Here is a 23031-nt window from a genome sequence, read left to right as displayed (position 1 = left end):
AGCTTTTCTTGACTAAAAATTGGGTGTCAATTAATATCTTCTAATTTTTATTGACGCGATGCCACCGTTGATGTCGAAATCGAATTTTTGAGCAGCAGAGTCGTAATTTGTCGATTTTACTTCGCCTTCACTTTTTAGGAAATCACCCTCATAATCTGTCGAGGATAATGCATTGTCACTTGTAATACGGCAGGCCGCATTTTTTGGGATGGAGATTTCAATAGAGGAGGCTCCGGCATCCATGGAAATTTTAGTTGTTGCCAGCGGTTGACCTAATTTTAACTTTAGGCTAGTCGCTCCAGCATCAATGTCCAATGTTTCTATCTTGTAGGGTGAAAGATCTAACCTGGCATCAATTGCACCTACATCAAAATTCAGATTCCATAGGATGTTGGGGTTTAAAGCGATAAACGTATTGTTGTTTTTGCTGTTAAACCCCTTGTTTTTGAATTTTCCCTTTAGGTTGATATCTAATTTGTCTGCAGATTCTCCATGTACAGTTATGCCCAGTAGATATTCTTTTGATGTGTTAAATGCCGAGAAGATTTCTGAAGTAGTGCTGCTATCATTTCTTAATGAAGTTGCCCCCAAATCGAGGTTTAAAGTAGCACTATGGATTTTATCGTCTAGCGGGACGTTTAATTTTTCTGTTGTATAATTTGTTTTATCGTTGGGATCGTCTACATTGATGTTGACGCCTTTACTTTTTAAAAGCTGTGTTAAAAGTGGTTCCTTTGGTGTAGACAGCCCTATGTAAGTCAAAAAGCCTAAAATTACGACGGTAGAACCGATGGCGACAAACTGTCCAATCTGTTGGTCTTTGGGTACCAGCATACGAATTCCGGCAAGGACAATAAACAGCGGCCAGTATCTAAAAATACCTGCCCAGTTGAAAGAAATCGTGTCGAGCTGTGATAATAATAAGACAACTCCTATAAAGAGAATGGTGATACCAGTTGTTATTCTTCGTGTATTCATAACTAATTCCGTTTGTTAATATATCTCAAAAGTAAGTCGCTTTGGGAGATACCGTATGAATGTTTAGGCTATTATACATAAAAAATCGGTAAATGTGACTAATTGATCGGTAAGTAATTTCGTTTTTCGTATACTTTTTGGGTTTTTGCTTGTTTATATATTTGCTGGAATTAATTACCTTTAATGGATAGCTTGGCTCAGTATAGCCGTTGAATTGGCGTATTACATTGAAATTAAATAGATTATATGATCTTTCATCACATTGGTGCATACCTCATACTCCTGAAATCAGTTTTTAAAAGACCGGAGAAAGGTCGAATTTATTGGAAGGAAACCGTATTGGCAATGACCGATATTGGTATAGGATCTCTTGGGCTTATCGTTATTATTTCCACCTTCATTGGAGCTGTTATGACGATGCAAATTGCCTTTCAGATGGTTTCCGACTTGATCCCAAATTCTATTATAGGTTCGATCAACCGGGATTCAAATATTTTGGAATTGGGGCCAACGATTTCGGGATTGGTCTTAATGGGGAAAATTGGGTCGTCTATATCTTCACAGATTGGATCCATGCGTGTTACAGAGCAGATTGATGCTTTGGAAATTATGGGGATCAATGCTCCTGGTTATTTGATATTACCCAAGATATTGGCGGGTATCACCATGATTCCGATGTTGGTTATTATTTCCATCGTGTGCGCCTTGGTGGGTGGTTTGTTAGGTGGATCCCTTTCGGGAGCTGTGACACAGGCGGATTATATTTTAGGAATTCAAGATGGCTTCAACGGTTTTACGGTCACTGTTGCCCTTGTTAAAGCTGTTGTTTTTGGGTTTATTATTACCTCGATATCAGCTTATAAAGGGTATAATGTGAAGGGGGGAGCTTTGGAAGTGGGGCAAGCTAGTACGGAAGCAGTTGTCGTTGGCTGTATAACTATTCTTGCGGCGGATTATGTGATAACCGCATTAATGCTTTAAAAAGATTTTATGATTCAAATCGAAGATATTAACAAGTCGTTTGGGGACAACCATGTGCTGAAAGGTATCAGTGCAAATTTCGAACCTGGAAAGGTGAGTTTGATTATTGGAGGATCGGGTTCGGGAAAGAGTACTTTATTGAAATGTATCGTGGGCCTGCACCAACCGGAAAAAGGAAAGGTGATTTTTGATGGCAAGGATTTTACTCGGATGAATTTTGAAGAGCGTGTTCCTATTCGAAAAGAAATAGGGATGCTTTTTCAAAATTCAGCCCTGTTTGATTCGATGACCGTCGAACAGAATATTATGTTTTCGTTGGACATGTTTACGGAGATGTCCAAATCGGAGAAATTAGACCGGGCAAATCATTGTCTGGAACAGGTTAATCTGGAGGGAAGAAATAAATTGTTCCCTGCGGAGCTTTCGGGAGGGATGAAAAAGCGGGTTGGAATTGCACGTGCAATTAGTATGAACCCCAAATACCTTTTTTGTGATGAACCCAATTCGGGATTGGATCCAGAAACATCGATTGTTATTGATGAATTGGTGTTAAAAATTACGCAAGAGTTGAAATGTACGACAGTCGTTGTTACACATGATATGAATTCAGTGATGGGAATCGGTGAGTATATTTTGTTTCTCTATAAGGGCGAGAAATTCTGGGAAGGTTCCAATAAGGATATGATGCGATCGGATGTGGCGGAATTGAACAATTTTGTTTTTGCAAGCCCATTAATGAAAAGTGCAAAGGCTTCTATGGGTCAATAACGGTTGAGAACAGGGTCTTATTGCGCGTAATTTTATGTGTTTGATCTGCGTTAGCATCATGCAGATTTCTTTTATATTGAAATTTAGCTTAGTTTTGTCGGAAAATTTTGATTTTGGCAGCAACACATATACAACTATTGACCCCACAGCATTGGAAGGACTATGAACTCATTGACTGTGGTGATTTTGAAAAACTGGAGCGTTTTGGTGATTTAATTTTAATCAGGCCAGAACCTCAGGCTGTATGGCCTAAGGCAATGAGTGATGCGGAGTGGAATAAGCGTTATCATATCAAATTCAAAGGTCGTTCGGCTACTTCTGGAGAATGGTTGAAGAAAAATCCAAAGATCCAAGACCGTTGGCATATCGAATATAAAAATGAGGATGTGGCCATCAAATTTAGATTGGGCCTGACATCTTTTAAACACGTTGGTATATTTCCGGAGCAGGCTGTAAATTGGGACTATATTTCGGAATCTGTTCGTTCATTTAAGACGGAGAAACCGAAGGTTCTAAATCTTTTTGCATATACTGGTGGAGCATCTTTAATAGCGAAAGCTGCAGGTGCGGATACAACTCACGTAGATTCAATTAAACAGGTGGTTACCTGGGCGAATGAAAACATGGAAATTTCCAATTTGGATAACATTCGTTGGGTAGTTGAAGATGCTTTGAAGTTTGTAAAACGTGAGCTGAAAAGAGGCAATACCTATAATGGGATTATTTTGGACCCCCCGGCGTACGGGCATGGACCGAAGGGCGAGAAATGGAAATTGGAAGACCATATTATGGAAATGATGACTGAGGTCGTTCAACTACTGGATCCTAAAGAACATTTCTTGATTTTAAATACGTATTCATTAGGTTTTTCCTCTGTTATTGTTGAAAATTTAATTAAGACGGCTTTTCCAAAAGTGGAGAACTTAGAAATAGGCGAGTTGTTTTTACAGGCAACTGCAGGACCAAAACTTCCACTTGGCGTATTTGGTAAATTCCGTAAAATAGCGAAGTAAGGCTTATCAAAAGATTCCTCATAACATACGGGGCGCTTGTTTAAGCGCCCCGTGTTTGTTTAAAGTTATATTAGGGGGTTATATAGGTATGTTTTTTAAACGTAGTGATGCCAATTCAAGTTGTCTGGGTATCGCTGTGCTGATGTCGTGTGGAATAAGTGATAAGTGCTGGGTAAGTTCGTTGTAATAAGCTATTCCAGCTTGTAATTGTGCTTTGAATTTGGCTACATATTTTATTTTTTTATCGTTCATGATATTTTTATTGTCGGTGACATATTTTTGAATATGATCGATATAAAGGTTGAGTTCATTAATCATAACAAAGGGTCTGTTGTCATTTTCGAAAACTGAAATACGGCCATAGATGTGGTCGATCATTTCCCGCAAAGAATATTGTTTTTTGAACCAGACAAGATTTGGGCCTGGGCAGATGGATACAGCTGTTTGTTCTTTGTTCTTTTGGATATTATACTTGAGATAGGCGGGTGCTGCGAGTCCTTCACAAAGACAGGTTTTTTCTGTAATAGCGTCAAAGGCTTTATCGTATTCTGCAGCGGACAGGTTTTGTTTTTGCAGTTCCTGGATTTTTTGATGTTGATAGGCACGTGATGCGGTGCAGATCGGTTTATCCCCAAACGCTGTGTTCGAAATAAGGTATTCTTTTTTACACGGGCTACCGGGGCGACCTTTTTTTATACGATCCAATCGTAGGTACTCCGCGCTACTTTGTCTAAAGTTGTTAAAGGGAATTCCCAATGGAGATGCTCCGCTACAGTAGAAATCTTCTTGCTCGGCGGTTTCCAATGCTTTCAGGGTTTCTTGATCTACTGTGGTTGCTTCAGGGACCATCAGGAATGGGGATCCCCATCCTACAGCATCGAATCCATAATAGTCTAGCAAGAACTGATGTTCTGAAGCGGTTCCCACACCGCCTTGAACTGTATATTTGATGATGGGAGGAGTCGTTACTGAGCGCTCCTGGGAAGACCAGTGTTCGTGATAAATCTCGAAAAGTTCGGTTTTCAAACTTTCTTTTTTCTCTTTAAATTCTTGAAGGATTGGTCCCAGAAGGAAACCATCGGTTGCGAAAGCGTGACCGCCACAGTTCAAACCGGATTCTATTCTGAATTCGGACACCCAAACACCGCGCTTAGCGAGATATTTTGCCTGGATGAGTGCCGATCGAAAGTCACTTACTTTCAAAACGACCTTTTTGTCAAAACGACCTTCACTATTCGGGAAGAAAGCCGGTAATTCAGCGAGGTAAGCATATAGGTGTGGATTCATTCCTGCGGAAAGGATAAGCGAGGAATGTAAAGTGGAATTTGCGAAACCACGTAAGGCTGCTGAAGCATCAGAATAACGCTGATCCAATAGGTTGCCATCCTGGTAATTCATTTTATCTACTTTGGACATAATATTAACATCGATATCTCCCGCTTTGACGTAATTGATCAATAGATCTTGCAGTTCGGTTTTAATCGCGCGATTGGTTTCAATTTCCATTGCATGATAAATCGGTTTTGAAGGATGTGAATCGGGTAAGAGCTGAAAATATTTGGTAAGTTCCGAATTTTCGGTAAAGGGTTGACGCTTCAAGGCGGCGACTTGCTTATTCACTACAAACTGTACAAGATTGAGATAGGCCGTAATTCTTTTTGCCCGGTAATCTTCTTCGGTTTTGGCGATCGGGCGATCGGGGATTTGATATTGTCCGCAGTAATAGCGGCGCATGCGCTCGATGAGTTCATCGTCAACAATAGACATTACGGTAGAAATGCCGTATTGTCCGACCTTAAGTGCTGAGTCGATGGAGAAAGCTAAGCCTAATACGGGGATATGAAAAGTATGCGTCATTCTTAAATATTTCTTTTACGAAATAATGGAGAATAACGCTAAAAAAAAGTAATGATTGTTTTATCGGGAAATGATTGTAATCATTATTCAAATACAATGGTTTTATAATCATTACGCATCACACGATCTTCGCTAAGCAGACGAATTGCTCGGCTTAAAACAGCCTTCTCTATTTCTTTTCCGGCAGTAATCATATCTTTTACAGTATAGGTGTGATTGACATGCCGTATATCCTGTACGATTATGGGGCCTTCATCGAGTTGGTCGGTAACGAAATGCGCTGTGGCACCGATGATCTTAACACCTCTTGCATGCGCCTGCTTGTACGGATTGGCACCAATAAAAGCAGGGAGAAATGAGTGGTGTATGTTGACCAGTTTATTTTCAAAGGTACTGACAAACTGAGGAGATAAGATCCGCATGAACTTCGCCAGAATGATGTAATCGAAATTATAGTTTTGGATTTGTGCGATCAGTTGTTTCTCGAATGTTTCCTTTGTCAGGTTTTCATGTGAGATACAATGAAATGGGATATCAAACTTTTCCGTAAAGGCGCGTAGTGATTCATAATTACCAATTACGGCCTGCACTTCCGCTCCCCATGTTTCGAAGTGTTGTCGTACCAGGATATCGGCAAGGCAGTGATGCTCTTTGGTTACGAGGACGACGATTTTTTTGCGGTTATTGGGGTTTATCTGTATCTGAGCGGACGGAGGAAGTACTTCGGTAAGGGAATCGGAAAGCTGTTTTTGCTCAGGCACGAGACCGTTACACACGACACGCACGAAAAATTTGTTGGCTTCTTCATCCACATATTCGCGCATGGTGACAATATTGAGTTGATATTTTGCCAGCGTATTTGAAATGTTGGCAACTAATCCAACGGCATCTTGACATTGGATCAGAATTAAGGTTTGGTTGTGCATGAAAGGTGGTTGTAGGTTGGTAAAAAAGCGGGTTATTTTAACCCGCTTTTTTTGTTAGTTCTTCTTCAAGGTCAACTTCAACACGTAGATTTTCGACAATATGCTTTTGTCGGTCTGGTGTGTTTTTGCCCATGTAATATTCTAATAGTTGTTGAATCTTATTGTCTTTGGACAAGATAACCGGGTCAAGACGGATATCTTTTCCGATAAACAATCCAAATTCGGAAGGTGATATCTCACCTAAACCTTTGAATCGGGTAATTTCAGGTTTAGCGCCTAATTTTGCGATTGCTTTTTGTCGTTCTTCGTCGGAATAGCAATAGATCGTTTCCTTTTTATTGCGGACACGGAAAAGCGGTGTCTGTAAGATGGAAACGTGGCCAGCTTTGACAAGGTCTGGAAAAAACTGTAAGAAAAATGTCAATAACAACAGACGGATGTGCATGCCGTCGACGTCGGCATCGGTAGCGATTACGATATTGTTATAGCGTAGTCCATCGAGGCCGTCTTCAATATTAAGCGCATGTTGCAAGAGGTTAAATTCTTCGTTTTCATAAACAATCTTTTTGGACATACCGTAGGAATTTAGCGGTTTTCCTTTTAGACTGAATACGGCCTGAGTTTGTACATCGCGCGATTTGGTAATGGAACCGGATGCAGAATCCCCTTCGGTGATAAACAGGGTTGTTTCTTGGTTACGTTCATTTTTATCGCTGAAGTGCACCTTGCAGTCACGTAGTTTACGGTTGTGCAAAGAGGCTTTCTTCGCTCTTTCGTTGGCTAGTTTTTTAATGCCGGCGATATCCTTACGTTCACGCTCAGACTGTAGGATACGTTTTTGAAGGGCATCTGCTGTAGCTGGATTTTTATGCAAGTAATCATCCAATGCTTTTTTGACAAAGTCATTAATGAATCCTCTTACCGTGGGTCCATCAGGGCCCACGCTCTGTGAGCCTAGTTTGGTTTTGGTTTGAGATTCAAAAACAGGCTCCTGCACTTTGATGGCGATGGCGCCAATGATCGAGGAGCGAATATCCGATGCATCAAATTCTTTTTTATAGAACTCGCGGATTGTTTTGACTAGTGCTTCACGGAAGGCTGCCTGGTGTGTTCCACCTTGCGTGGTATGCTGACCGTTGACAAAAGAATAATATTCTTCTCCATATTGCTGGCCGTGAGTCATCGCGATTTCAATATCATCCCCCCGTAAGTGGATAATTGGGTAGCGCATGGATTCGGCATCAATATTTCGTTCCAACAGATCTTTTAGTCCGTGCTCAGAAACAAATTTTTGGCCATTGAAGTTGATCGTAAGACCTGAATTTAGAAAAACATAGTTCCAGATCATATTCTCCACAAATTCGGGACGGTATTTGTAATTTCTGAAAATAGAATCGTCTGGATAGAATGTTACAGCTGTACCATTCCGTTGCGTGGTATCTTTTTGTTCATCATTGACTAATTCTCCTTTGGAGAATTGGGCAATGCGTGTTATATTTTGACGGTATGACTGGACGGTGAACTGGCTGGACAGTGCATTCACCGCTTTGGTACCGACACCATTTAAACCGACGGACTTTTGGAAAGCCTTACTATCATATTTACCACCCGTATTGATTTTAGAAACAACATCAACCACGGAACCAATTGGAATTCCACGGCCATAATCGCGTACCGAAACTTTATTTTCGTTTACCGTGATATCAATGGTTTTACCTGCACCCATAACAAACTCATCAATCGAGTTGTCAACGACCTCCTTCAATAAAACATAAATACCATCATCATAGGCCGAACCGTCCCCCAACTTTCCAATGTACATTCCCGGACGGAGGCGGATATGCTCTTTCCAATCCAGGGACCTAATGCTGTCTTCGTTATATGTACTCATAAATTTTTGTAGAACTTAGCTAACAAAAGTAAAAAAAATAAACTACGATAAGTAGTTTAAAAGGCTAAATTTTTTAGATATCGTCAGTTTGTGAGCTGGCGAAGAAAATTGTTGGTTTGCAGGGAAATGTTTACATTTAGTGTAAGTAATTGTAAAGAGAATAATTTATGGGATTATTTGATAAAATCAGGAATGAATTTGTCGATATTATCGAATGGGTCGATAATAGTACAGATACAATTGTATGGAAATTTCCCCGGTATCAGAATGAAATAAAGATGGGGGCGCAATTGACTGTGCGGGAAGGGCAGGCTGCGGTATTTTTGAATGAAGGCGTGGTTGCGGATGTCTTTCAGCCTGGTCGTTACGAACTGACGACCCAGAATATGCCGATCATGACAACCCTCAGAGGTTGGAAATATGGGTTCAATAGTCCATTCAAAGCCGATGTTTATTTTGTCAACCTTCGGCAATTTGTCAATCAGAAATGGGGAACTAAAAATCCGATTATGTTGCGGGATCCTGAATTTGGTCCTATTCGACTTCGGGCTTTCGGTAATTTCTCTTTTCAGGTGAAGGATGTTACTGTTTTTATGAAACAGCTTGTTGCGACGACGCCTGTATTTACAGTTGAAGATATCACAGAGCAGCTTCGAAACATTGCGGTATCGCGGGGGATGGACGCTATTGCTGAGTCGAAGATACCGGCCTTGGATCTTGCATCCAACTATGATGAAGTTTCGGCCTTGATACAGCAAAAAATTGGGGTTGATTTTGATGAGTTGGGTTTGAGCTTAACGAAGTTCTTAATTGAAAATATTTCATTCCCAGAAGAAGTCGAGAAAGCCCTTGATAAGCGGAGCAGTATGGGGGTCGTTGGTAATCTGGGGGCCTATGCCCAATTCCAAGCGGCAAATTCAATGGAGAAAGCTGCTGAGAATCCCAGTAGTGGCGGGATTGTAGGTGCTGGATTTGGTGCTGGGCTGGGAGCAGGAATGGTTGGTCAAATGGGTAATGTATTTCAGCAAAATAGTTTTGATGGGAATAATCCTACTGGTACGGGATCAGCTGCTGCGGCTTCGTCTGCAGGGGCCGTTGGACCGCCTCCATTGCCCAAAGCGGTCGCTTATTACCTGGCCGTTAAAGGTAAACAGGAAGGGCCCTTTGATTCGGAACAGCTGCGCGCTCTGATAAAAGAGGGGACGATGACACTTGCTACCTTGGTCTGGAAAGAGGGACTTGAAAACTGGATTGAGGCTGAAAAGGTAGGTGAATTAAAGGATCTGTTTTCGCAGAATCCGCCACCGATACCAGGAGTTTAGGGTAAAATGCATTACCGAGTTTTATGAGTTTTGAAGAAAAAACCTCCGAAATAGAGCAGGGGTTAAAATGTCAGGGCTGTGGTGCTATTTTGACTTATCAGCCCGGTACGTCCTATTTAGCGTGTTCCTATTGTGGAACCAGGAATGAAATAGCGGATCAGCTACCGGAAGATGGGCATATTGAATCTACAGATTATAAAGTTTTTGGACAAGCAATGGAGGGGCTCGCCGATGAGCGCTATAGCTATTTGGCTGAAGTTGTGCATTGTAGTAACTGTGGTGCAAACTCGCGTTTGAATCCACATATTACAGCCGATTTATGTGCATTTTGTGCATCACCTTTGGTGATTGATCATCAGCAAAAGCGTATAGTAAAACCACATGGCCTCGTCCCATTTTCCGTTGATTATAGAAGCGCTTTTGGGCTATTGACACAATGGGCCGGAAAGATATGGTTCGCTCCAAATGACTTTAAGCGAATTTTTAATTCCAGAAACGATCGTTTAAAAGGGGTCTATGTACCTTTTTGGTCTTATGATGCAGATATACATTCTGATTACGTAGGGTCACGTGGGGAGTATTATTATGTGACGCGTACAAGACGCAATTCGGATGGTGAGACTGAAGAATATGAAGAAAGACGCACAAATTGGTATCCGGCTTCAGGAAGTATCTATAGCCAATTTAAGGATATTGTTATATCGGGATCAACATCTCTTCCCGAAAAGTTTTCTGATAAAATTGGACCTTGGAATTTGGGTTACCTAAAACCTTTCAATGAGCACTATTTAAGTGGCTTTATCGCTGAAACTTTTAGTGTGGATCATGTAAAAGCGGCGGAGACTGCCCGGGCTATAATGGATCGGGAAATCGAACGTGAGGTTGAGCATGACATCGGTGGTGACACACAGGATATTGATTCTATTGATAGCGATTTTAAATCCATTCGATTGAAGTATATTCTTTTACCTGTGTGGTTATCTGCCTATCAGTATAAAGGAAAAAGTTATCAGATCATGGTCAATGCATTTAACGGTAAAGTTTATGGACAACGACCTTATAGCTTTTGGAAAATAGCTTTTTTGGTATTGGCGATCCTTATTGTTTTGTATCTATTGAGTTTTATGGAATAAGAAAAAGGTTATAAAAAAAAGCACTGTCTTTTTTACTGAGACAGCGCTTTTTTATGCTAATTGTCTTAACTATTTGTTTAATGAAAGTAAGAACCCAATGGTGAAATTGGCGTCCCAATCAAATACGAAGGTGTCGCAATTGGTTGCATCTTTAATTGCTTTATAGATGTTGACACCGCTCTTTGTTTTTACTTTATCTGCTTTGTAGGATGCTGGATCGTTCAAAACGGTAAAACGCTCTTCACCTTGACGTGTCTGTGATGCTAGTTCAAAAGGAACCCCACCTATAATAAAACAAACTTCTCTTTTATTTGCCGGAATCTTCTCGCCTAGTTTTTTTACTTCTGTATAGACCGCGTTATCTTTAAGGTCTTTTTCATAATATTTCGCACCAGGTGCTTCTACCGATTTTGTGTCACCGTCGATCCAGGAGATTTTGGTATTGCCGGAGCCAATATCAACAACAAATGAATTGTCTTCATAAGCTTTCGGCAGGACTGATTTTAGTGCCAATTTTCCTTCTTGTTCTGCTGTAACCAAATTGACCACAAAGCCCATTTTTCTAAGTTCACTGCTGATGACAGCTGTTTTAGGTTCTTTTTGGGCTCCTGAGCTAATGACAAAATGGATGTTTTTGGATTTGACGCCTTTATCGAGCATCATGCCTATATAATCTTTTAATCCCTTACGGATGTCTTCTGTATTTGCCAATCCTTCGTATGCAAATGACTTTCCAAAGTCTTTGGAAATGATTTCCCAGCGATTTTCTTTGTCCATATTGACGACAAAGGAATTGAAACCAGAAGCGCCAACTTCGACGACACCTTTGTATTCGCCATCGACTGGTTTTTCGGGTTGATAGTTAAATGAGCGCGTCGTTTCGGAGCCGGATGATGGCGTGATCGCATGGCTGTTATTGCTTGTTGAATCCGTTGTTTGGACTCTCGAATTAGCATCAAATTTGCCCGATTGAATGGCCCAATAACCGATTGCGAGAATAGGTAAGGCGATGATAATTGCTTTAATTGGCCATCTTAATCTTGCCCATGTTGATTTTTCTTCCATAATGTTTGTATAGTAAGTTTGATTTCAGTTAATATTAGTCGAGTAATGTAAATCCTTTGTCTACTTTTTCTTCGGGTTTGAGTTCATAGCTGGCATCGGCCATTTGCGTTACGTTCAATACATTTAGATTACGTTCGTCAACTTTGCGGATAAACTCTTCCAATTCACCTTGAGTTGGCGTACCACCCACTGTGATGTTATTGTTTTGATCCAGGAAATCCAGATTGGATCGGATAGAGGCAATATTTTGACTAATGGCACCTGTTGCTGCGTTCATGGCCTCTTGAAATGCCCAGCCATCTTTGATATTGAACACATCGGCTAGGCCATCGGTGGCATTTTTCATCTTTTGAGTGGCTTCTAGCTTCTTAGAAATAATGGAAATGCTGCTATCCAAGGTGCTGACATAGATACGTGCTGCACTTTCATTATCTTTTAAGACTTCCAAAACTTTTGCAAATTGATTGGCATATTGTACATAACTGCGCGCATTTTGCTCTTCAGATTCACCTTCTTTTCCTAAGAGAAATGCTTTGGTCCGAGTTTCTTTGGCATCTCTTGCATAAGCATTTGCCTTCTCTGCATTATTTTTGCTCGTTTCTTCCTTTGATTTTTCGTCGAGACTAGCCGCTTCTGCGGTGAAACGTTTCGCATAGGTATATTTTTCTTCTGCTGTTTTTTGAGCAGTTTCACCGCTTTGAATCATGTCGATGCGGACACCATCCACATTGCTGATTTTCTCCTTTACACGCTTCAGGGTATCTTTCGCATCTCTTGATAACAGTTGTAAAGTTTCTATGGGGTTATTTCTAATAATGGATTTTTCACCTTTAAAAAGTAGAACTGTACCCAGTCGGTGCAATAGTGCAATTATTTTTGGCGCTAGCAATAACAAGGTAATCAGGATTATACTGAATAGCACAAAAAGTATACTTTTTCCGGCATATTCCAACATAATCGGTAAGTACTTGAAAAAAGCAAAGGCTCCGCCAAGTAAAAGTGCCCAAAAGAAGATTGACGAGGCCGTCTTCTTTGCTTCTGGTGATTTTAATTGTGCGGGCAAATGATCGCCCAGTACTTGAAATATCGGAAGTTGCGTCTTTATTTCAGCGGGAATATTAACATACTGATCTTTTCTTTCCATTGATTTATTTTTATGTTATTGATTGATTAATCATACGCAATGCAGTGTTGATTTCGTTTACCACTTCATCAACGGCCGCGTTGCCGATGTTTATTTTTTGTTCGATATCTTTAATCTTTGGCTCGTACTTTTCATTAATTTGTGCCAAAGCGAGTTGTTTTTTCTGTAGATCATCTTGCAATCTGGTGATATTCTCCGTTATTGTTTTGATTTCAGTGTTCAGATTTGCAATCTCCATGGTTCGGTCTTGCTCAGTCTTTTTCTTTTCAGCCTGTTTTTGTTCCGATTCTTTGGCAATGGTTTCTTTCAATTTATTAGCATAATTTGTGCCAGTTGCTACCAGTTTATCCTTGGTTAACGAACTGTCTACAAATTTCAGTGAAGTATAGGCCGCTTTTAATGTGTTTTCCTCTACTTTTCCCATGGCGGCAGCAGCATTCCATACTTCGAAAAAATCGACACCCTGCTCGTTGAGTTTTTCAAGAATGGCATAGACCTTTAATTTCATTTCTTTGAGGTCGGTTGTTCCGTCATTGGCTGTTAGGGGGATTGGGGGAGGTGTTTTTCCAGTTGTAGCCTGGGCCGTGGGCAATGGATATGCCGGTGGTACATGGGGTCTTTCTGGAGCAGCGTTAGTAGCTGGTGCGGGAGGGGCTTGTGCCGGTGGCGTTTGCTGCGGCTGATCGTCCTCAAAAATTAATTTTTTTAGACTGTTTAATATACTGGATCCTCTTTTAGTATCGTCGTTACTCATCATATCATAGTTGATTATATCTCTACTAAAATAATAAAAATTAATATTCTCTTCTAATGAATTGCGCTACGGAACACGTGAAATGGATTTGGGCGATATGAGCTGAGATGAAGCGATGACATACCAGCGAGGGGAGCGGTGCATCAGCTGTTATCGCGCTTTAGGTTGGGGTGGTAAAACAAAGATTCCCAATTGTTGATTGGGAATCTTTGTTTTGATGATAATGGTCCTGTTGGACTATCTGCCAAAATCATCTTGTACGCGAACAATATCGTCTTCATCCGAAGGGTTGTTGGCATCTGTGTGTTGCCAGATCTCGGCTAAAATACCGAAGCCATCCAATCCAATTAAACGGTGACGTTGCCCTTGGCGTAATCTAATTGTTTCGCCTTCTTTTAATGTTGAAACAACCGATTCCTCATCTGTATCAGAAACCATAACGCCAACGTTACCTTGGATAACACGCCAGATTTCGGCACGGCGGTGGTGATATTGCCATGAAAGTCTTTTCTCTGGTGCAACAATTAAAATTTTTGGACTTAGTTTTCCTGAAATTCTTAATTCTTGTACATCCATTCCACCGAAGTATTCATCGGCAAATTCTTGTGCTTGGGATTCGTCGATCACGAAAAATCCTCCCCACGGGCGTGCAGCATCTGATTTATCAATACGAAAACCTTTGGATGTCAGCATTTCCTGTACTTTTTCAAACAATGCGATTTTATCTATAGCCATATTAAAAATTCTAAAAATTTGATATTCCTTAATTGAGTTGCTAAATATAAAAAAAATCCATTAATATTTTAAGTTAACCGTTTTAGCTTTATCTAGATACGTTATAATTGAGCTGTTCTAGCTGTCGTAAGCTATTATGTGCCGCGTGAAGTTAAAAATGAAATTGCTAATTTTGTGCTCAATCTAATTTCAGGATATGTCAAACTTTCAAGTCGATCGGGAAAATACTGCATTTATGCAGGCTGTTGCTTTTGTTAACCAAACGAACCAGAACGTATTTATTACAGGAAAGGCGGGTACAGGAAAAACGACGTTCTTGAAGTATATCCGTGAGCATAGCTACAAAAAGATGGCTATTACGGCACCTACGGGCGTTGCGGCAATGAATGCGGGCGGAACAACTTTACATTCTTTATTTTGGCTTCCTTTTGGGACTTTTATTGAAGATTATGAGTTACGCTGGGACGAACAGGATAGTCATATCTACAATAAATCACGTTTATTCAGCACGATTAAACTGACCAAGCAACGCAGGGCCATTTTACAGGAACTTGAGCTTTTGGTGATTGATGAGGTTTCGATGGTCCGTGCAGATACATTGGATGCGATTAATGTGATCCTGCAATCTGTTCGTCGCGATATGCGGCCTTTTGGTGGGTTGCAGGTGCTGTTCATTGGTGATTTGTACCAGTTGCCGCCAGTTGTGAAAGATGCTGAATGGAATGTTTTACGGGATCATTATTCTTCTGTTTTCTTTTTTAATGCTAAAGTATTGAGGGATAATCCGCTGGTGATGTTAGAGCTTAATAAAATCTATCGTCAACAAGATGAAGGTTTTATTTCCATTTTGAATGCGATAAGAAATAATCAGTGTACAAGTGACATGCTCACGACCTTAAACAGTTACTATCAACAGGACTTTGTTCCAAATGAAGAGGAGCAGTATATTACATTGACCTCCCATAATCGAAATGCGGATGAAATAAATGGAGCCAAGCTGGCATCATTATCGGGTAAAATGTTAAATCTTAAAGCAGTTGTAAAGGACGATTTTGCGCAGGGCTCCTATCCTGCGGAAGAAACGTTGTCCTTAAAGATAGGGGCTCAGGTGATGTTTATTCGAAACGATTCCGGTGATGAACGTAAATATTACAATGGAAAGATCGGTACGGTAAAGGACATCGATACGGTACAGGGAACAGTAACGGTTACATTTCCTGATGGGTCGGAATCTGTAACGGTAAAAAGGGAGACCTGGGAGAATATTCGGTACAATTACGATAAGGGGCAAGATCAGATTAAGGAGGAGATATTGGGTACATTTTCGCAATTTCCACTTCGATTGGCTTGGGCTATCACTATCCATAAAAGTCAGGGGTTGACCTTTCAAAAAGCAATCATTGATGCTGGTACCTCTTTTGCCGCGGGGCAGGTCTACGTTGCATTGAGTCGTTTAACGAGTTTAGATGGGCTAGTCTTAAAATCCATTATCCCTTCTTACGCCATCCGTACCGATTACCAGGTTGTCGAATTTGCACAGCGTGCTCAGGGGCAGGCTGACGTCAATGAGATTTTAGAGCAATGTCAACGGAATTATCTTGGCCAGATTTTAATGCACGGTTTCCGTTGGGACGGACTATTGGCCGAGACTTCGGAGTTACTGAAATCACTGGAAGAGCGTAATATTGACGGAAAGGAACAAGCCGTATTATTTTTCCAACAATTGGTCAAGCACCTTCAGACCCAAGAGAAAGTTGCCCATAAGTTTATTGTTGTATTGTATGATTTGTTGCGGGATAAAAACGCGATCGATTATGACGTCATCTGTGAACGTTCTACTGCTGCGGTCAATTGGTTTTTACCGAAAATGGATGTAGATCTGATTGAGGCTTTAACCAAACATATTGAGGAGTACCAGTTACGAAAACGTACGAAGAAATATATTGACGAGTTAAAAGCACTATTGCTTGATTACAAGCGAAAACGCGAGCAGTTGCAACATTGTTTACTTATTGCTGATACGCTTTCAAAACGGGAAGATTTTCAAACAGCGATGCTCGATGTTGCTGCAAGTGTGAAGACCAAAGAAAAAGATGAATTGGCTGCGCAAAGTGCAGATGAAGAAGGACCGAAGAAGTTGGATACAAAGGAAATTTCCTTAGAAATGTTTAAGGATGGTATGAGCATTGCTGATATAGCGGTTAAGCGCGGGATGGTCGCTGGTACGATATATGGACATTTAATTAACTTTGTTGGTACGGAAGTGGAAGCAACAGAGTTGATCGAGCAGGAAAAGTTGGATCGTATTCTTGGTGTTATTCGTGCGAATCCGGATAAATCCTCTTCAGAACTTAAGATGCTTTTGGGCGTGGATATTGATTATCCGGATATTAAAATTGGACAAAAAGTTTTGGGATTGTAGGCAATAAAAATTTATAGCGTATATTTGTAACAAATTGTGTGATATAGTTTGTTGAAAGCCCATTGATAACCTTAAGATTGCTTATGGAAGACAAGAAAGATCCTAACAAGTGGCTTGTGCTGACGACTATTTCAACCCAGATGGTTTTTACCATTTACGTATTTTATTTATTAGGGGATTGGCTGGACGGTAAGTTTCATGCGGAGAACCAACTATGGATGAAGATCTGTACCCTTGGCGGGATTGGAATTTCTCTATATCAAGTCATTAGACAAGTGAATCGATTAAACGATAGATGATAGTATATATAAAGCAGACCCTTATTTTATTTTTTGTTGCGGTTTTGATTTTTGCCGTTCATTTCTTTTTGTTAAAATCTTTTGATGGTATACATTCCTTGGAGGATCTACATTTTCCATTGTATGAAATTTATATTTTTCAACTGATATTATCCGTGATCATCATGGTGGGGATAAGTTACTGTTCGCAGAAATTTCCACAGTATGTTGGTTTTGTTTTCTTGGGATTATTGACTTTAAAGTTTGTCTTAAATTATGTATACATTCATAATGGGTTGGCAAAACCGCAGGCTGATATTTTAAAATATAACTATTTGATCGTTGTCGTTTTATTCCTTTTTTACGATGTTATATTTGCTTACAAGGCTTTAAACAAATCCTAAGGAAGAAAACGATGGTTTTTTCAAAAAAATGTAATATTAAAGTAGCTTTTGTGCTTTATATATAGTATTTTCGCAAAAAATTTTAAATAACATAATAGTAGTATCGTGAGTCTTAAAAGAACACTTCAATTTTTAGCAGTTATTCTGTTTGCAGTTGCGCCATTTTTAACAAAGGCGAATGAGGATGCACACGGAGAAAAATCGCAGGCTGAGGAAATCAATAGCCATATTGAGCATCACTTACAAGATGATTATTATTTTAGCTTCTTTTCGGATGAAGAGACAGGTAAACATTATGGTTTTTCATTGCCTGTTATTTTGATCGATAATGGCTTGAAAGTTTTTATGGCTTCGGCATTCGACCACGGTAATAAAGTTGCTGAGGTTGATGGTCAGTATTATGCATTATACCACGGGAAAATTTATAAGACTGATGCTACAGGTAATTTGATTGGTCATGAGTATCGTAAAAATGCTGATGGTAGTTATATTATGACGATAAATGAAGATGGGAAAGAAGAGAAAAAGGAATTTGAAACTTCTTATGTGATTGGTTCTCATGAGCTTCATGAAGCTGTCGATTTCCATCCATCTGTAGCGATACCTTTAGATTTCTCGATCACTAAGAGTGTTGTCGGTTTGTTTTTGGCTGCATTTTTAATGTTTTGGGCATTTATTAGCTTGGCTAAAACCTATAAAAAAGGTGCTAATAATTTGCCTAAGGGCGTTGGGCGTGTGTTGGAGCCTTTGGTTATCTATGTGCGTGATGAGATGGCTATTCCAAACATTGGCCATCGTTACAAGGAATTCATGCCTTATTTATTGTCTGTATTCTTTTTGATCTGGATTTTAAACTTGGTTGGTTTGACGCCACTAGGGTTTAACGTTACAGGAAACATTACAGTAACTTTATGTTTGGCACTTTTTACATTCTTAATTGTAAATATCAAAGCAAACGCAAACTACTGGAAGCATATTTTTTGGATGCCAGGCGTTCCGGTTCCATTTAAATTTGTTTTAGCACCAATTGAGGTATTGGGATTGTTTACAAAACCATTCTCTTTGATGGTACGTTTGTTTGCAAATATTACAGCTGGTCACACTGTCGTAATGGGACTGATTGCAATTGTTTATTTATTGCAACACCAATTGACAGTAGTGGGTAGTATCGGTGTTTCCATGTTCTTGACAATCTTCTTGATGGTTATCGAACTATTGGTGGCATTTTTACAAGCATTTATTTTTACGATGTTGTCATCCTTATTTATCGGTATGGCTGTTGAAGAACATCACGATCATTAATTAGTAAATTTTTTAATTATTCAAATCATACATTATGTACAATTTAATTGGAGCCGGTTTAATCGTTATCGGTGCAGGTTTAGGTTTAGGTAAAATTGGTGGTTCTGCAATGGAAGCTATCGCTCGTCAACCAGAAGCAGCATCTAAAATCCAAACTGCAATGATTATCATTGGTGCCTTACTTGAAGGTTTAGCATTCGGTGCTTTATTATTAGGTAAATAGTCACAACGGTTTAATGGTATAACCTGTAACGGTTGGTTGCAGGTTATATTATTCCTGAATCTTAAAAAATAAGAATTATCATTATATAGTATAACAATGGATAAATTAATACATTCGTTTTCGTACGGTTTGTTTTTTTGGATGGTCATCGTCCTTGTGGTTATTATCTTTTTATTAGGTAAATTCGCATGGAAACCAATTGTTGATGCCCTAGACGAACGTGAAAAAGGTATTGCAAGTGCTTTGGAGGCTGCTGAAAAAGCTAAATTAGAAATGGCTCGTTTAACAAATGAAAACGAACAATTACTAAAAGAAGCTCGCGCAGAACGCGATGTTATCCTTAAGGAAGCAAAAGAACTTAAAGATAAGATTGTAGCTGAGGCAAAAACTCAGGCACAGGCTGAAGGCGCAAAATTGATTGCACAAGCAAAAATCGAGATCAACGAACAAAAGAACAAAGCTTTGGCTGAGGTTAAGTCTCAAGTTTCTTCTTTGTCTTTGGATATTGCTCGTAAAGTGTTAAACAAAGAATTTGAGGACCAAGGAAAGCAAGAAGCTCTAGTAGCAGATTTGCTTAATGACGTTAAATTGAACTAATCCGGTCACTCAAATTACGAAATAGAATTATGTCAGTATTTAAAGTAGCATCAAGATACGCTAAGTCATTAATTGACTTGGCTAGCGAGCAAGGCTCACTGGAAACAATCAAAGCGGATATGGATTCATTCGCAGCTGTTTTAAAATCCAGTACAGAATTGCAAGCTGTTTTTGCCAATCCTATTGTTCCTTTGGACAAGAAGAAAAACATATTGGATGCGCTATTTAAAGATAAGATCAATCCAAATATCTTAGCATTCTTTAAGATCATGATCAACAAAGGTCGTGGCGAGATTGTATATGCCACTGCTCAAGAATTTATTCGTGAGTATAACGAGGTAAAAGGAATTGTCAAAGCTACAGTTACATCTGCAGCACCGCTTTCTGAAGCTAATTTGGCAGCGATGAAAGATGTACTTGCGAAAGAAACCAACGCTCAAGTGATATTGATCAATAAAGTTGATCATAGTTTGATCGGTGGATTTGTAGTCAATATCGGTGATCGCCAAATTGATGCAAGTATTGCTGGTAAGTTGAATAAATTGGAAAGATATTTGAATCAGAATAACTAGTTTGTTCTGATACTTGAAGTAAAATAAATCAAAAAACCCCTTATAATAATTAAAATGATAGAGGTAAGACCAGATGAAGTTTCGGCAATTCTAAGAGAGCAATTGTCGGGCTTTAAATCAGAAGCCGAACTAGAGGAAGTGGGTACCGTACTTGCTGTAGGTGACGGTATTGCTCGTATTTACGGCTTAACTAAAGTTCAGTCCGGTGAGTTGGTTGAATTTGATAACGGATTACAAGGTATTGTATTAAACTTAGAAGAAGACAACGTTGGTGTTGTACTTTTAGGTCCTTCTGATGAGATCAAAGAAGGAGATACCATTAAACGTACCAACCGTATTGCATCCATCAAAGTTGGTGAAGGCTTGTTGGGACGTGTTGTAAACACTTTAGGTCAACCAATCGATGGTAAAGGCCCTATTCCAGGTGATTTGTATGAAATGCCGATCGAGCGTAAAGCTCCTGGTGTTATCTACCGTCAGCCGGTAACTGAACCATTACAAACAGGTATCAAAGCGATCGATGCGATGATTCCAGTAGGTCGTGGTCAACGTGAGTTGGTTATTGGTGACCGTCAAACAGGTAAAACAGCTGTTTGTATCGATACAATCTTGAACCAAAAAGAATTCTATGATGCAGGAGAACCTGTATTTTGTATCTACGTTGCCGTAGGTCAAAAGAATTCTACAGTTGCGAATATCGTGCGTACATTGGAGGAAAGAGGTGCTATGGCTTATACAGTAGTTGTGGCTGCATCTGCTGCTGATCCAGCTCCACTTCAGTTCTATGCACCAATGTCAGGTGCTGCTATCGGCGAGTTTTTCCGTGATACAGGCCGTCCAGCACTGATCGTTTATGATGATTTGTCTAAACAAGCTGTAGCTTACCGTGAGGTTTCTTTATTGTTACGTCGTCCACCGGGCCGCGAAGCATATCCAGGTGACGTATTTTATCTACACAGCCGTTTGTTGGAGCGTGCAGCGAAAATCAACTCTTCAGATGATATCGCACGCAATATGAACGATCTCCCTGAGTCGATCAAACACTTGGTGAAAGGTGGTGGTTCATTAACCGCGCTTCCGATCATCGAAACTCAAGCTGGTGACGTTTCTGCATATATCCCAACGAACGTAATTTCAATTACAGATGGTCAGATCTTCTTGGAGTCTAACTTGTTTAACGCGGGTATTCGTCCAGCGATCAACGTAGGTATCTCTGTATCTCGTGTAGGTGGTAATGCGCAGATCAAACCGATGAAAAAAGTATCTGGTACATTAAAGTTAGATCAAGCTCAGTACCGTGAATTGGAAGCTTTTGCGAAATTCGGTTCTGATCTAGATGCTGCTACTAAATCTGTCTTGGATAAAGGTGTTCGTAACGTTGAGATCTTGAAACAAGGTCAATATTCTCCGGTTTCTGTAGAGAAACAAGTTGCGATTATTTATATCGGAACAAAAGGTTTATTGCGCAATGTTCCTGTAAATAAGGTGAGAGAATTTGAAGAAGAATTCTTAACACATTTGGAACAACGTCATCCAGAAGTATTGTCAGCTTTTAAAGCTAATAAGTTCTCCGATGAATTAACTGCAGTGTTAGAAACAGTAGCTAAGGATTTAGCATCAAAATATTAATAGTAATGAGTATTTGGTATTGAGTCTATTGACGAGGCTCAATACTCAATACTAGGTACTTAATACTTAAAACAAATATGGCAAATTTAAAAGAAGTAAGAAACCGGATTACCTCGGTATCATCAACACAGCAGATCACGAAAGCTATGAAAATGGTTTCGGCTGCTAAATTGAAGCGCGCTACTAACGCTATCTTACAATTGCGCCCATATGCGAATAAATTAAGAGACATTTTGGCGGATGTTTCTGCGAGTGTTGAGGGAAGTAACTCTCCTTTTACAGTAGATCGTGAGCCAAATAAGGTATTGATCGTTGTTGTTTCTTCTAATAGAGGTTTAGCTGGAGCATTCAACGCAAATGTTATCAAAGCGACTAATAACTTGATCTTTAACAAATATGCCGAGCAACATGCAAAGGGTAATTTGAGTATCATTGGTATTGGTAAAAAGGGTTATGACTTCTACTCGAAACGTAACTTCAATGTGGTAGCTAACCACTCTGATTTGTTTTCTGAGTTAAATTTTGGTTCTGTATCTGTGGTGACTGAATTTATCATGGAACAATTCAAAGAAGGTAATTTTGATCGTGTTGAAGTGGTTTATAATCAATTCAAAAATGCAGCAGTTCAAGAATTGACTGCAGAGCAGATTTTACCATTATTACCTGCGGAGGAAAACAAACAACATACGCATAAAGCAAAAATAGAAGCTGAGGTGGATTATATCATCGAGCCTTCCAAAGAGAAGATTATCGAGGAATTGATACCTAAAGCAATTAAGATTCAATTATACAAGGCTGTTTTAGACTCGAATGCTTCTGAGCATGGAGCACGTATGACAGCAATGGATAAAGCTACAGAGAATGCTGGTGACTTAATCAAATCACTTAAGCTATCTTACAACCAGGCACGTCAAGCTGCAATTACAACAGAATTGACGGAGATCGTATCCGGTGCAGCAGCATTATCAAACGGATAATTTTTATTCGGAAATACATAGAAAAAGCGCTGATCATTTGATTAGCGCTTTTTCTATGTA

At 39.7% G+C, this 23031-nt stretch carries 21 protein-coding genes; 13 read left to right on the top strand and 8 right to left on the bottom strand.

Annotation, left to right across the window (positions count from 1 at the left end):
* Positions 1-30: 30 nt before the first annotated feature.
* Positions 31-978: a LiaI-LiaF-like domain-containing protein gene (locus tag AAH582_RS21645; RefSeq protein ID WP_343320528.1), complete on the bottom strand. Its 948-nt coding sequence runs from the start codon at positions 976-978 to the stop codon at positions 31-33.
* Positions 979-1224: 246 nt separating this feature from the next.
* Between AAH582_RS21645 and AAH582_RS21640 the strand changes: the two genes are divergently transcribed.
* The 3 genes from AAH582_RS21640 (at position 1225) to AAH582_RS21630 (ending at position 3740) form a co-directional block, all read left to right on the top strand.
* Positions 1225-1959: an MlaE family ABC transporter permease gene (locus tag AAH582_RS21640; protein WP_046671950.1), complete on the top strand. Its 735-nt coding sequence runs from the start codon at positions 1225-1227 to the stop codon at positions 1957-1959.
* Positions 1960-1968: 9 nt separating this feature from the next.
* Entirely contained in the window at positions 1969-2727 is a 759-nt protein-coding gene (locus AAH582_RS21635) for an ABC transporter ATP-binding protein (RefSeq protein WP_343320525.1), read from the top strand.
* 107 nt (positions 2728-2834) lie between these two features.
* The gene (locus tag AAH582_RS21630) at positions 2835-3740 is read left to right on the top strand and encodes a class I SAM-dependent methyltransferase (RefSeq protein ID WP_343320523.1); all 906 of its coding nucleotides are present in this window, start codon (positions 2835-2837) and stop codon (positions 3738-3740) included.
* Between the two features lie 78 nt (positions 3741-3818).
* Here AAH582_RS21630 and AAH582_RS21625 read toward each other — a convergent pair whose 3' ends face one another.
* The 3 genes from AAH582_RS21625 to AAH582_RS21615 form a co-directional block, all read right to left on the bottom strand.
* Positions 3819-5597, bottom strand: a complete 1779-nt coding sequence (locus AAH582_RS21625) for a hypothetical protein (RefSeq protein ID WP_343320521.1) — start codon at positions 5595-5597, stop codon at positions 3819-3821.
* Between the two features lie 83 nt (positions 5598-5680).
* Positions 5681-6523 carry a formyltetrahydrofolate deformylase gene (gene purU / locus AAH582_RS21620; RefSeq protein WP_046671954.1) on the bottom strand — a complete coding sequence of 281 codons (843 nt, stop codon included), beginning with the start codon at positions 6521-6523 and terminating at the stop codon, positions 5681-5683.
* A gap of 37 nt (positions 6524-6560) precedes the next feature.
* Positions 6561-8414, bottom strand: coding sequence for a DNA topoisomerase IV subunit B (locus AAH582_RS21615; RefSeq protein WP_046671955.1), 1854 nt, complete (start codon positions 8412-8414; stop codon positions 6561-6563).
* A 167-nt stretch (positions 8415-8581) separates the two neighbouring features.
* Between AAH582_RS21615 and AAH582_RS21610 the strand changes: the two genes are divergently transcribed.
* The gene (locus tag AAH582_RS21610) at positions 8582-9736 is read left to right on the top strand and encodes an SPFH domain-containing protein (protein WP_343320518.1); all 1155 of its coding nucleotides are present in this window, start codon (positions 8582-8584) and stop codon (positions 9734-9736) included.
* 23 nt (positions 9737-9759) lie between these two features.
* The gene (locus AAH582_RS21605; protein WP_343320516.1) at positions 9760-10869 is read left to right on the top strand and encodes a zinc finger domain-containing protein; all 1110 of its coding nucleotides are present in this window, start codon (positions 9760-9762) and stop codon (positions 10867-10869) included.
* Between the two features lie 69 nt (positions 10870-10938).
* On the opposite strand, the gene AAH582_RS21600 is transcribed toward AAH582_RS21605, so the two are convergent.
* From AAH582_RS21600 to AAH582_RS21585, 4 genes are all read right to left on the bottom strand, one after another.
* The gene (locus tag AAH582_RS21600) at positions 10939-11934 is read right to left on the bottom strand and encodes a hypothetical protein (protein WP_343320514.1); all 996 of its coding nucleotides are present in this window, start codon (positions 11932-11934) and stop codon (positions 10939-10941) included.
* Between the two features lie 34 nt (positions 11935-11968).
* Entirely contained in the window at positions 11969-13078 is a 1110-nt protein-coding gene (locus AAH582_RS21595; RefSeq protein WP_046671959.1) for a hypothetical protein, read from the bottom strand.
* Between the two features lie 10 nt (positions 13079-13088).
* Positions 13089-13835 (bottom strand): hypothetical protein, encoded by a 747-nt coding sequence (locus AAH582_RS21590; RefSeq protein ID WP_343320511.1) that lies wholly within the window; start codon positions 13833-13835, stop codon positions 13089-13091.
* 234 nt (positions 13836-14069) lie between these two features.
* Positions 14070-14567 (bottom strand): cupin domain-containing protein, encoded by a 498-nt coding sequence (locus AAH582_RS21585; RefSeq protein ID WP_046671961.1) that lies wholly within the window; start codon positions 14565-14567, stop codon positions 14070-14072.
* 196 nt (positions 14568-14763) lie between these two features.
* Here AAH582_RS21585 and AAH582_RS21580 point away from each other — a divergent pair, with 196 nt between their 5' ends.
* The 8 genes from AAH582_RS21580 (at position 14764) to atpG (ending at position 22971) form a co-directional block, all read left to right on the top strand.
* Positions 14764-16989 (top strand): helix-turn-helix domain-containing protein, encoded by a 2226-nt coding sequence (locus AAH582_RS21580; RefSeq protein WP_343320507.1) that lies wholly within the window; start codon positions 14764-14766, stop codon positions 16987-16989.
* An 83-nt stretch (positions 16990-17072) separates the two neighbouring features.
* Positions 17073-17288: an AtpZ/AtpI family protein gene (locus tag AAH582_RS24900; protein WP_070563162.1), complete on the top strand. Its 216-nt coding sequence runs from the start codon at positions 17073-17075 to the stop codon at positions 17286-17288.
* Between the two features lie 488 nt (positions 17289-17776).
* Positions 17777-18973, top strand: a complete 1197-nt coding sequence (gene atpB / locus AAH582_RS21575; protein ID WP_343320505.1) for a F0F1 ATP synthase subunit A — start codon at positions 17777-17779, stop codon at positions 18971-18973.
* 34 nt (positions 18974-19007) lie between these two features.
* Entirely contained in the window at positions 19008-19196 is a 189-nt protein-coding gene (gene atpE / locus AAH582_RS21570; protein WP_021188666.1) for an ATP synthase F0 subunit C, read from the top strand.
* A gap of 96 nt (positions 19197-19292) precedes the next feature.
* Entirely contained in the window at positions 19293-19793 is a 501-nt protein-coding gene (locus tag AAH582_RS21565) for a F0F1 ATP synthase subunit B (protein ID WP_046671966.1), read from the top strand.
* 29 nt (positions 19794-19822) lie between these two features.
* On the top strand, positions 19823-20365 hold the full coding sequence (atpH, locus tag AAH582_RS21560; RefSeq protein WP_046671967.1) for an ATP synthase F1 subunit delta: 543 nt from the start codon (positions 19823-19825) through the stop codon (positions 20363-20365).
* Between the two features lie 54 nt (positions 20366-20419).
* Positions 20420-21994 (top strand): F0F1 ATP synthase subunit alpha, encoded by a 1575-nt coding sequence (gene atpA / locus AAH582_RS21555; RefSeq protein WP_046671968.1) that lies wholly within the window; start codon positions 20420-20422, stop codon positions 21992-21994.
* A gap of 77 nt (positions 21995-22071) precedes the next feature.
* Positions 22072-22971 (top strand): ATP synthase F1 subunit gamma, encoded by a 900-nt coding sequence (atpG, locus tag AAH582_RS21550; protein ID WP_046671969.1) that lies wholly within the window; start codon positions 22072-22074, stop codon positions 22969-22971.
* Positions 22972-23031 lie beyond the last annotated feature (60 nt).

The sequence above is a fragment of the Sphingobacterium multivorum genome (genome assembly GCF_039511225.1).
GTDB lineage: Bacteria > Bacteroidota > Bacteroidia > Sphingobacteriales > Sphingobacteriaceae > Sphingobacterium.
Note: the sequence above shows the minus strand (reverse complement) of the source record. Positions and strands in the feature narration are given on the sequence as shown.